Genomic DNA, 12,415 nt, shown 5'->3' on the forward strand with positions numbered 1-12,415 from the left:
ATATCAAACGGAAATGTATGAAAAATATTCTATCCCACTGCTAATCAACAGGAAGTATAATGGTAAAGGTAGTACCCACGCCCGGCTGGCTTACCACACTAATGTGGCCGCCATGATGCTCTACTATTTTTTTGCACAGCGCCAGGCCTATACCCGTACCGGCATTATTGGTAAGGCGTTTAAACATTTTAAAAACCTGATCGGCATACTGGGGGTCAAAACCCTGTCCGTTGTCTTTAAAGGTTATAATGGTGTAGTTGTGTTCCTGCCTAAGCTCCGGGTACTGCGCCGCCATAAATGCCGATAGTGGCTGTGCACTAACTTTTATAAGCGGGGTTTGGCTGCAAAACTTAATGGCATTGCCCATAAGGTTGTTAAACAGCTGGTGTATTTGTATGGGTATACCTTTTACTGTGCCCAGCCCTTTGGTTTTTATGGTAACGCCTTTTTCCAGTATCAGGAGGTCAAAATCTTCTTTAATACCTTCAAATACCTGGTTGAGGCACACGTCTTCAAAAAGTTCTTCGGTTACCGATACCTGGCTGTATTTAAGTACGTCTTTTATAAGCTGCGACATGCGTTTTGCCGATGCCGATATCCGGTCGAGGTGGCGCAGGGCGGCCTCCTTATCGTCGAGATTATTGTGCAGCATTTCGGCAAATACCTGTATTTTGCGCAGGGGTTCCTGCAGGTCGTGGCTGGCTATGTAGGCATATTCTTCAAGCTGCTTGTTGCGCAGCTCAATGCTGCGGGCATACTCCTGAATCTGGTCTTCGGCAAGCTTGCGCTCGGTAAGGTCGCGCGTTACTTTACTAAAGCCAATAATATTATTATCGGCATCGTGCAGGCCGGTTATAACCACCGACCCCCAAAACGTGGTACCGTCGCTACGCAGGCGCCAGCCCTCATGAGTGGCACGGCCTGTGGTGTAGGCTTCGTTTATAAGGCGTTCGGGCAATTGGTCTTCCCGGTCGCTATCCAGGTAAAAAACACGGAAGTTGCGGCCTACAATTTCTTTTTCGGTATAGCCCTTAATTTTCTGGGCACCCCGGTTCCAGTTTTGAATGTTGCCGTCTATATCAAGCAGCAGTATGGCATAATCCTGCACTTCCTCAATCATCTTGTGGTAGCGTTCTTCGCTTTCGCGCAGGTTGAGTTCGCTTTCCTGAACGTGGTTTTGCAACTGTTCAGATAACGTCCTATAATTAGGAGGACTAGACAGAGGATTATCCATAGTGGTATTCAAAATTTAAATACGGGGGCTCACTAAGTTAATGCTTTTTTATAAATTATGCAGTAACCTCAATAAAATACTCAATAGCCTTGCCGGTCATTATATCGCTTAAAATATCGCTAAGGGCAGAAAGGCTGGTGGGTTTTACTAAAAAATAAGAAGCTCCGGCCTTTAATGTATCTTCAGCGTCCTGCTTGCTTGAAGATGTTGTATAAATAATAGCCGGTATATCTTTAAGGCGGTCTATTTTCTTAATTTCCTCAAGGCATTTGCCACCCTGCATATAGGGCATATTAAGGTCGATAAAAATAAAATCGGGCTGGGCTCCTTCGGCAAGCTTTTCAAGGGCATCAGGCCCGTTGGCCGATGTTATAAGCTTCGCATCGGGTTCTGCCGTTTTTAGGGCAATGGCAAAAATGTCTCGGTCATCTTCATCATCATCAATCAACAGTAAAGTGGGGTACTTCGCCATGGGGTAAATGTGGTAGTTTTTTATGTACGCGGACAAATGTATACATTTTAACATCTTAAAAAAACAAAAACCCACTCAATTAGTGGATTTTGTATTTAAATTATAACTATTTTGTAAAATCCTATAACAAATTCTGACTAATAACGTTTGCGCTTGACGGCCAAAATGTAAGTTAGCATTAATTTCCACCCGCTCTTAAAAAAATTCATTACATTCGCAAATTGATTTTTTGAACCTGACTATAATGAGTAAGAAATTTACTGAATACAAGGGCCTTGACCTTGCAAATGTGGCAACTGAGGTACTTGATTTCTGGAAAAAAGAGAACATTTTTGACAAGAGCGTAACCACACGCGAAGGAAAACCACAATATGTATTTTTTGAAGGCCCGCCAAGCGCAAATGGCCTTCCGGGGATACACCACGTTATGGCGCGCGCCATTAAAGATATTTTTTGCCGTTACCAAACCCAAAAGGGCTTTCAGGTAAAGCGTAAGGCGGGTTGGGACACCCACGGCCTGCCGGTAGAGCTGGGCACTGAAAAAGAGCTGGGCATTACCAAAGAAGACATAGGTACAAAAATTACCGTAGAAGAATACAACGAAGCCTGTAAGCGCACCGTGATGCGTTATACCGACGTATGGAACGACCTTACCGAAAAGATGGGTTACTGGGTAGATATGGAAGACCCATATGTTACCTACAAGCCCAAGTATATGGAATCGGTTTGGTGGCTGCTGAAGCAGATTTATGATAAAGGCCTGCTGTACAAAGGCTACACCATACAGCCGTATTCGCCAAAAGCCGGAACGGGGCTTTCATCACACGAGGTAAACCAGCCGGGTGCGTACAGAGATGTTACCGATACCACTATTGTTGCGCAGTTCAAAACAATACCTGATACCCTGCCGGATTTCCTTAAAGGGTTTGGCGCTATCGACATTATGGCATGGACCACCACCCCGTGGACATTGCCAAGCAACACCGCACTAACCGTTGGGCCAAACATTGACTATGTATTGGTAAAAACATTCAACCAATATACATTTGAGCCTATAAATGTGGTATTGGCTAAAAACCTTGTGGGCAAGCAGTTTGGCGGAAAGTTTGAAGACGTCACAGGCGATACTTCACTAAGAAAAATATTAGAATTTTCAAGTAGTCAGCAAGAAGTACAAGATGGCATAAATGCTGAAATAGATGAATATACTAATGCTTTAAAATCTCCTCCAAATAAGGAGTATGAAGAAATATTCAAACTTAGGATTGAATATCTTGGAAAAATCAGAAGTAAAATTCTTTATTGCGTTTTGGCAGAAGCCAAAGGCAAAGACTTAGTAGGCATACGTTATGAGCAGCTGCTGCCGTTTGTACTGCCGTACCAAAACCCGCAGGATGCCTTCCGCGTTATAGCGGGCGACTTTGTTACTACCGAAGACGGTACCGGTATAGTGCACACTGCCCCTACTTTTGGTGCAGACGATGCCAAGGTGGCCAAAGAGGCCAAGCCTGAAGTACCACCTATGCTGGTTCAGGATGCTAACGGCAACCTTGTGCCGCTGGTAGACCTTCAGGGTAAATTTACAAGCCACGTAGACAGTCTTGAAAATCCTAACGGAAAGCCGCTGGAACTGGCTGGTAAGTATGTTAAGAACGAATATTATGATGCCGGCACCGCCCCTGAGCGTAGCGCCGATGTTGAGATATCGATATACTTAAAAGAGAACAACAAAGCCTTTAAGGTTGAAAAATACGTGCACAGCTACCCCCACTCGTGGAGGACAGATGAGCCGTTACTATATTACCCGCTTGACAGCTGGTTCATTCGCATGACCGATGTTAAGGAGCGCATGTTTGAACTTAACGACACCATTAACTGGAAGCCTAAGGCTACCGGCGAAGGCCGTTTTGGCAACTGGCTTAAAAACGCTAACGATTGGAACCTGAGCCGTTCGCGCTACTGGGGCATACCGCTGCCAATATGGAGGACTGAGGATAAAACAGAGGAAGTACTTATTGGTTCAGCCGAAGAGCTTTACAACGGCATAGAAAAAGCCATTGCCGCAGGCTTTATGAGCGAGAATCCATTCAAAGGGTTTGAGCCGGGCAACATGAGCGAAGCCAATTATAACCTGATAGACCTGCATAAAAACGTGGTAGATGCCATAACACTGGTATCGGCAAGTGGCAAGCCTATGAAGCGCGAAAGCGACCTTATAGACGTTTGGTTTGACAGCGGCGCCATGCCGTATGCACAATGGCACTACCCTTTTGAAAACAGCCCCCTAACCCCCGAAGGGGGAATTCCACCGGTTGCTGACTTCATTGCAGAAGGGGTAGACCAAACGCGCGGCTGGTTCTACACACTACACGCCATCGGAACCTTAGTATTCGACAGGATAACATACAAAAACGTAGTAAGTAATGGACTTGTATTAGACAAGAACGGCCAAAAGATGTCTAAACGTTTAGGCAATGCGGTAGACCCTTTTACTACCCTTGCCGAGTACGGCCCCGATGCTACACGCTGGTACATGATTAGCAATGCCAACCCGTGGGACAACCTTAAGTTTGATATTGAGGGTGTGGCCGAGGTAAGGAGGAAATTCTTTGGTACACTATATAATACGTATTCGTTTTTTGCGCTGTATGCCAATATAGACAACTTTACGTTTGCCGAGCCGGAGGTTCCGCTGGAGGAAAGGCCGGAGATAGACCGCTGGATATTGAGCGAGCTAAACACCCTTATAAAAGACGTAGACAGCTTCTATGCCGATTATGAGCCTACACGCGCTGCCAGGGCTATAAGCGACTTTGTTCAGGAAAACCTGAGCAACTGGTATGTGCGCCTGTGCCGCCGCCGTTTCTGGAAAGGTGAATATGCCCAGGATAAGATTGCCGCTTACCAGACATTATACACCTGCCTTGTAACGGTAGCCAAGCTTAGTGCACCAATAGCGCCGTTCTTTATGGACAGGCTATACAAAGATTTAACACAATCTTCACACTTAGAAGGGCTTGAGAGTGTACATTTGGCCGATTTTCCTCAATATGCACCGCATTTTGTTGATAAGTCGTTAGAAAGCCGTATGCAGAAGGCGCAGGCCGTGTCATCATTAGTGTTATCTTTAAGAAAAAAAGAAAGCATAAAAGTAAGGCAACCTTTACAGCGCGTAATGATACCTGTTCTTGATGCAAAACAAAAACAGGAGATTGAAGCGGTAGCCGAACTGATTAAAGCCGAAGTAAACGTTAAAACCGTTGAACTGCTGGATGATGCAAGCGGCGTACTGGTAAAACAGATAAAACCAAACTTTAAAGCCCTTGGGCCGCGTTTTGGTAAAGATATGGGCACTGTTGCAAATGCCATAAAAGGTTTTGGCCAGGAGCAGATAGCCGAAATTGAAGGCAAAGGCAGCCTTGAGCTGGAAGTTAACGGCAATGCAGTAACCCTAACGCCCGATGATGTTGAAATAACAAGCCAGGATATACCGGGATGGCTGGTGGCCAATGCAGGCGGGCTAACCGTAGCGCTTGACATTACCATTACCGAGGAACTGAAGAACGAAGGCATAGCCCGCGAACTGGTAAACAGGATACAAAACATACGCAAAGACAGCGGTTTTGAAGTGACCGACAGGATTACGGTAACGCTGCAGGACAATAAAACACTTCAGGATGCCGTTAACGCGAATGAAGAATATATAAAGAGTGAAACCCTTACCGACACACTGGTTTTCAGGCCGGTAGTAGAAAATGGTACGGAAATTGAGTTTGATGAAATAACAACCCTAATATTAATTTCAAAATAGATTGGACCAATGGTAGATGAGCAGCAAATACGATACTCGGATGCGGACCTTGCCGAGTTTAAGGAATTAATTACCAAGAAAATTGAAAAAGCAAAAGCCGATTTAGAGCTAATCCGTTCTGCATACATGAACGACCTCAATAACGGTACCGATGATACATCGCCTACATTTAAAGCTTTTGAAGAAGGTAGCGAAACCATGAGCAAAGAGGCAAACTCGCAGCTTGCCATTCGCCAGGAAAAGTTTATCCGCGACCTTAAAAATGCGCTTATCCGTATAGAGAACAAAACATACGGTATTTGCAAGGTAACCGGCAAGCTTATAAACAAAGAGCGCCTAAAGCTGGTGCCGCACGCAACCATGAGCATTGAGGCTAAAAACATGCAGCGATAACAGCATTTTTATAACCGCCCCCATGTGGGGCGGTGCTTTTTTATGCCGTTTTACTACTATTTGTGGTAAAACATAACTTTATTGTGCCAAAAAGCAGGTTTTATAAAAATAATAAACCTACCTTTGACAAATAATCTGATTCTCAGAAAGATAAATTTTGTCATTTTAAAAATTTACACCCTTCGCATCGCGATGCGGTACCTGCTAATTTTTAGGATCTCAACATCTAATTTTTTTGCGGGCCGTAAATTTTACTATCATGGCACTCAACACATTTTTTTCCAAACACATTTTTCTGGCAGATGACGATGCTGAAGACCGTGATATTTTTGCAGAAGCGCTGGCAGAGGTATATAGCGAAGCCATACTAACCCAGGCCGACAACGGCATGAAACTTATGGACTTACTTAACATTCCGCCGCAACCCATGCCCGATGTTATTTTTCTGGACCTGAACATGCCCGGCAAAAGCGGTTATGACTGTATGGCCGAAATAAGGGCCTGCAAGAACATGAACGGCTTTCCGGTAGTAATATTTACCACCAGTAGTATGGAAGATGACATAGACCACCTGTTTGGCCTGGGCGCCAACCACTATGTTAGCAAACCCGCAACCTTTGATAAGCTTAAAGATGTTATACGACAGGTACTGAATATAGACTGGAGCGGTAAAATTGCACCCACAAGGCAAAATTTTGTGCTTTCGGCCTAAAACCAGAAACCCACACTAAACCAGGTGTAATGCTTGCCGTTTTCGGGGTTCCAGCTGTGCTTTAGCTCCAGCGGGCCTATAATGGTTTCCATGCCATAACCCACGGCATAGCCGCTGTATTGCGGTATTGAAAACAGTTTGCCCTCTTCATACAGGTCGGTACCCACATTAGCATAGTTAGCCGTAAAGTTAACGTGGTTTTTGCGTGCAAACTCATAGTCAAGGGTTATGGTGCCCTTTATGTAGCTGTTACCCGAAAGGCTTACAAAATCATACCCATAAAAATGGCGCAGGCCGTTTATGGGGTGGTAGCCGTACCCGCCCAGTATAAAATCGAAAGTAGGCACAGTGTTTTCGCCCAGCATAAAGCCGGTTTCGCTTTCCAGCTTAACGGTTAGCCCCTTGTACAGCGTTTGTGCCGTACCTATAGCACCGCTTATCTGGGTAAAGTTTTCAAACTCATTGGTGTAATCGCTTGAAAACAAAAATGCCTTGGCCTCTCCGGAAAAGTAATACCCTTCAGATGGGAAAAACTTATCATCGTAAGAATCAAACTTAAGGTATCCGTAGGCTGATACATAATCACTGTCGTCAAACTTAGGGTCTATGCCCGGAATAGTCTGGCTTTCTATTTTAAGGTGCTTGTATTCCGCACCGCCGCCTAAAAGGAAACGCTGTGCAAAAATGGTTTGTATGTACAGCTGGTTGGTAAAATCAGAATAATCTACGTTGACGGACTGCACACCCAGTATTTCGCCCAGTTCGCCCACGGTATAATCTGCTGAAACGTTACGGTTAAACGCATAGAAATAGCTTTTAAAGCCATAACTGATGTGGAAACCGTTATCTATATAGTAATCCAGGTTATAACGGAAATTATCGCCCAGCATCACGTCAAGCGAGGCCACGTCATTTCGCAGGAACAGCTTTTTTTGCGTAAAGTTAACCAGCACCGCGCTTTTGTAAAGCCCATCATAATGCAGGCCAAACTTAAGGTAACGGTTAATAGGGTTTTCCTTAAGGGTAAGGGTTAGTATTTCGCCGTTTTCGCCCTTATCAAAACAATAGTTTATGGCATCAAAGTTTTGGGTGGCGTTAAGGCTGGTAATGCCTTTATTAAAATCCTGGTAAGACACCTTGGTGCCGGGCTTAAAATTAAGCTTACCAATAACATAAGACCGTGTGTAGTTTTTAATACCGTTTATGCGTATCTCATCTACATGAAGCGAGTCCGGCACAACAATGGGCTTGCGTTCAATCCTGTGGCCGGTACCCAGGGGCAGCAGCTTATCTATGGCTTTGTGGCCTGCTTCTTCGCCTTTTGCAATAATAGCCTCGCCATCGTCAAACGACACCACCGTAAACCCAGATATATCGGGCTTAATATAAATATCGGTAGCTTTGCGCTTGGCCTCCATTTTCTGGATCATCTGGTAGTTATTAATCTGCACCAGTATGCCGGTAGCGCCCTTAATCTGGTCGCGGGTTTTAAGCGGGTCCTGCACGTCTATGCCTATAATAATATCGGCACCCATTTTGCGCACCTCTTCAATGGGGTAATTGTTGCTAACCCCGCCATCTATAAGCAGGTGGCCTTCAATTTCAACCGGAGCATATAATGATGGAAACGCCCCGCTGGCCAGTATGGCATCGGGCAATACACCACTGCGCAGCACTACCTCCTGCCCGGTTTCAATATCGGTAGCAATACACACAAACGGTATGGGCAGCTTATTAAAATCGCGAATGTGGCGCACCGGCTCAGTAAGCCGGTTAACCATGGTATAGTTGTACAGGCCTTTACTAAAGGCTGTAGGTATGCTTATCTTAAAGTTTTTGAACGGGAGCTGTAGCGCATACATCTCGTCGTTACGTTTTTCAAAGAAGTTTTTGGAGTCGCGGGGGGTAAAGTCGCGCAGCAGGGCATCGGCATCCAGCGACCGGAAAATAGAGTCGAGCTCATTGGCGCTATAACCACTGGCATACAGCCCGCCCACTATGGCGCCCATACTGGTACCGCCTATGTAGTCTATTTGTACACCGGCTTCCTCAAGCACCTTGAGTACGCCTATATGGGCTAACCCCTTAGCGCCACCACCGCTTAGCACTACGCCTATTTTAGGCTTTTTTGTCTCCTGTGCCATAAGCATACCCGTGAGGAAAAGGCAAAATATCAGGAGGGGTAATTTTTTCATTTATTTGTTGGCTTGGTAATATTCTGTAATTTTTTTGGCTTTGGCCGGCCCTACCACCTTGGCAATATCAGCCTCGGGGGCTTCTTTTAAACGTTTAACCGACTTAAATTCCTTAATCAGCGCCACCATGGTTTTTTCGCCAATGCCCGGTATGGCCTCTACGCTGCCTTTAAGGGCGCTTTTGCTGCGCTTATCGCGATGGTGGGTAATACCAAAACGGTGCGCCTCGTTGCGCAGGTGCTGGATTATTTTAAGCGTTTCGCTTTTTTTATCAAGGTACAGGGGCACCGAGTCGCCGGGATAGAAAATTTCCTCCAGGCGCTTGGCAATGCCTAAGATAGTTATTTTTCCGCGAAGCCCAAGGTCGTCCAGGCTTTTTAATGCCGAAGACAGCTGCCCCTTGCCACCATCTATAATTATAAGCTGCGGCAACGGTTCGTTTTCATCAAGCAGGCGTTTGTAGCGGCGGTACACCACTTCTTCCATACTGGCAAAGTCGTTAGGCCCCTCAACGGTTTTTATGTTGAAATGGCGGTAATCTTTTTTGCTGGGCTTACCATCTTTAAATACAACGCACGCACTAACGGGATTAGTGCCCTGAATGTTACTGTTATCAAAACATTCTATATGGCGGGGTTCTTCGGGCAGGCGCAGGTCGGCCTTCATTTGGGCCATAATGCGGTTGGTATGCCTGTCAGGGTCTACAATTTTTATCTGCTTAAGCTGGTCCATACGGAAGAAACGCGCGTTGCGCTCGCTCATGTCGAGTATCATTTTTTTATCGCCCAGCTTGGGTACGGTAACCTTTACGTTTTCGCCCAGGTTAATTTCATAAGGCACTAAAACCTCTCGGCTTAGCAGGTTAAAACGCTCACGCAACTCTACCACGGCAATTTCCAGCAGCTCTTCATCGGGCTCGTCCAGCTTTTTCTTAATCTCCATAGTATGGCTGCGGATGATGGCCCCGTGCGATACCTGTATAAAGTTTACATAGGCCATGCTTTCATCGCTTATAATGCTAAAGCAGTCCAGGTTATTAATGCGGGGGTTAAACACCGTGCTGCGCGCCTGGTAGCCCTCAAGCGTATCTATTTTTAGCTTTATTTGCTGGGCTTCTTCAAAGCGCATATCTGCGGCAAGCTCCATCATGTGGGTTTTAAAGTCGCGCAGGCTTTCCTTAAAGTTGCCCTTTAAAATTTCGCGTATGGCGTTAACATGGTGCTGATATACATCAAGCGGTTCATGGCCTTCGCACGGGCCTTTACAGTTGCCCAAGTGGTATTCAAGGCACACCTTGTACTTACCGCTCTGCACGTTATGCGGACTCAAATCATAATTGCAGGTGCGCAGCGGGTATAGCTCTTTTATAAGGTCGAGCAGTGTGTGCACCGTGCGGAAACTGGTGTACGGGCCAAAATATTCGCTGCCGTCCTTCACCACATTACGGGTACTGAACACGCGCGAAAAAGGCTCGTTTTTAATGCAAATCCACGGGTAGGTCTTGTCGTCCTTCAGCATTACGTTGTAGCGCGGCTGAAGCTTTTTTATCAGGTTGTTTTCCAGCAGCAATGCCTCGCTTTCGGTAAGCACCACAATGTGTTTAATGGTTACAATTTTACGCACCATTACACGGGTGCGGCCTACCTCGTGCACCTTATTAAAATAAGACATTACCCTCTTTTTTAGGTTTTTGGCCTTGCCTACATACAGCAGTTTGTCTTCCTTATCAAAATATTGGTATACGCCCGGGCTGTCGGGCAGGGTTTGTATTTGTAGTTCCAGCGGCGTTTGCATAGAACAAAGTTAGCAAACAATTTGATACATGGAGGTGGGATTAACTATGGTTTGACTGTTTGGGCTATTTCGCAAAGAACCACGAAGAAGGCGCAAAGTTTCGCAAAGGTTTTTGCCACGAATTTCACTAATTATACGAATTGATTAGTGTCGATTAGTCTAATTAGTGGCTTTTCTAAACAAACAATTCTCTATTTTATGGTAAAAGCTTGGCTATTCCAGCTATTTCGAAGGAACACAAAGGAGACACAAAGTTCCACAAAGGTTTTTGCCCCGAATTTCACTAATTATATGAATTGATTAGTGTTGATTAGTGTAATTAGTGGCTTTTCTAAACACAATTCCTTATTTTTATGGCAAAGGCACTTTTACACCATAATGAACAACACCATTTTTAGTTTTACTGATGTTACCATACGCGATAACGGCGTGGCGGTTTTAAAGAACATCAGCTTTAGCATACAAAAAGGCCAGCAATGGGCCATAACGGGCAACGGCAGCATTTTGATTGAAGCCATTGCCGGAAAAAAACAGCTACTGAACGGCACTACCCAAAAAGCCGAAAACCCCATACTGGTTACCGGTACCACGCAGTTTAAGAACCGCAGCAACATGGGTGGCGATTTTTACTACCAGCAGCGGTTTAACTCGGCTGATGCCGACGATGCACTAACGGTAACAGAGCACCTCAGCCAACAGGCGCAAACTGACGGGTATTGGACTACTGAAAACGTACTGCCGCTGCTCAACCTGGGCTACCTGGCTAACGAAAGCATTATAAAACTGTCTAACGGCGAAACCCGCCGCCTGCTCCTGGCCGAAGCACTGCTTAAAAACCCGTCGCTTTTACTATTGGACAATCCGCTGGCCGGACTTGACGTGCAAAGCCGCGAAGCCTACAACACCCTGCTGGAAAAAATAACAGCAAGTGGCATACAGGTGGTGCTGGCCATTAATGCAACCGAAATACCGAAATGTATTACAAACGTGGCAGTAGTGGAAGGAGAAAATATAACGGGCACGTTTACCCCGGACGAATTTTCGGCGACAGCCAAAGAAAATGCAATTTCAAACTCCAATTGTGAAAAATTAGGGCATTTATTACAGCCAATTCCCGAATTTGAGCACCTCATCAAGATGCGGGGCGTTAACATCAGCTATGGCGAAAAACAGATACTGCACAACATAGACTGGACGGTTAAACCCGGCGAACGATGGGCGCTTTTAGGGCATAACGGGGCAGGCAAAAGCACCCTGCTGAGCCTTATAAATGCCGACAACCCGCAGGCGTATGCCAATGATATTGAGCTGTTTGACCGAAAGAAAGGCTCAGGTGAATCGATCTGGGACATAAAGAAAAAGATTGGTTTTGTGTCGGGCGACCTTGCTAAGTTCTTCCCAACAGACCAAACCTGCCTCCAGATTATAGAAAGTGGGTTTCACGACACGATGGGATTGTTTCGTAAACCACTACCAAACAACATGTTAACAATAAATTTATGGATGGAGTACCTGGGTATTGAGGCTCATACGGGCAAGATTTTCAGCCGTGCCGATGCCAATGTAAAGCAGCTGTGCCTGCTGGCGCGTGCACTGGTTAAAAACCCACCCCTGCTGATACTGGATGAGCCGTGTTTTGGCATGGATGCCATCCAAAAACTTTTCTTTAAGGGAATAATTGACCATATTTGCACCCACAGTCCGCTGGCATTCATATATGTAAGCCATTACACAGAAGAGCTGCCCGGCTGCATAAACCACACCCTAATGCTTGAAAAAGGCAGGGTGGTACAAGACATTTAGC

At 45.5% G+C, this 12,415-nt stretch carries 8 protein-coding genes; 4 read left to right on the forward strand and 4 right to left on the reverse strand.

What is annotated here, in order from left to right; translation table 11 throughout:
• Positions 1-40: 40 nt before the first annotated feature.
• Both AM279_RS12935 and AM279_RS12940 read right to left on the reverse strand, forming a co-directional pair.
• Positions 41-1,234 (reverse strand): sensor histidine kinase, encoded by a 1,194-nt coding sequence (locus AM279_RS12935; protein WP_074961704.1) that lies wholly within the window; start codon positions 1,232-1,234, stop codon positions 41-43.
• A gap of 55 nt (positions 1,235-1,289) precedes the next feature.
• A complete protein-coding gene (locus AM279_RS12940) occupies positions 1,290-1,742 on the reverse strand; it encodes a response regulator (protein ID WP_236688519.1) in 453 nt (150 codons plus the stop codon).
• 208 nt (positions 1,743-1,950) lie between these two features.
• On the opposite strand from AM279_RS12940, the gene ileS reads away from it, so the two are divergent.
• The 3 genes from ileS to AM279_RS12955 all read left to right on the forward strand — a co-directional run bounded on the left by ileS (position 1,951) and on the right by AM279_RS12955 (position 6,622).
• Positions 1,951-5,517: an isoleucine--tRNA ligase gene (gene ileS / locus AM279_RS12945; protein ID WP_054408451.1), complete on the forward strand. Its 3,567-nt coding sequence runs from the start codon at positions 1,951-1,953 to the stop codon at positions 5,515-5,517.
• Between the two features lie 9 nt (positions 5,518-5,526).
• Positions 5,527-5,910 (forward strand): TraR/DksA family transcriptional regulator, encoded by a 384-nt coding sequence (locus AM279_RS12950; RefSeq protein ID WP_054408452.1) that lies wholly within the window; start codon positions 5,527-5,529, stop codon positions 5,908-5,910.
• A 259-nt stretch (positions 5,911-6,169) separates the two neighbouring features.
• A complete protein-coding gene (locus AM279_RS12955) occupies positions 6,170-6,622 on the forward strand; it encodes a response regulator (RefSeq protein WP_054408453.1) in 453 nt (150 codons plus the stop codon).
• On the opposite strand, the gene AM279_RS12960 is transcribed toward AM279_RS12955, so the two are convergent.
• A complete protein-coding gene (locus AM279_RS12960) occupies positions 6,619-8,817 on the reverse strand; it encodes a patatin-like phospholipase family protein (RefSeq protein WP_054408454.1) in 2,199 nt (732 codons plus the stop codon). The genes AM279_RS12955 and AM279_RS12960 overlap by 4 nt on opposite strands.
• Positions 8,818-10,611 carry an excinuclease ABC subunit UvrC gene (uvrC, locus tag AM279_RS12965; RefSeq protein WP_054408455.1) on the reverse strand — a complete coding sequence of 598 codons (1,794 nt, stop codon included), beginning with the start codon at positions 10,609-10,611 and terminating at the stop codon, positions 8,818-8,820.
• Between the two features lie 378 nt (positions 10,612-10,989).
• On the opposite strand from uvrC, the gene AM279_RS12970 reads away from it, so the two are divergent.
• Entirely contained in the window at positions 10,990-12,414 is a 1,425-nt protein-coding gene (locus tag AM279_RS12970) for an ATP-binding cassette domain-containing protein (RefSeq protein ID WP_054408456.1), read from the forward strand.
• The last annotated feature ends 1 nt before the right edge of the window (position 12,415 follow it).

The sequence above is a fragment of the Flavobacterium akiainvivens genome, from assembly GCF_001278115.1.
GTDB lineage: Bacteria > Bacteroidota > Bacteroidia > Flavobacteriales > Flavobacteriaceae > Flavobacterium > Flavobacterium akiainvivens.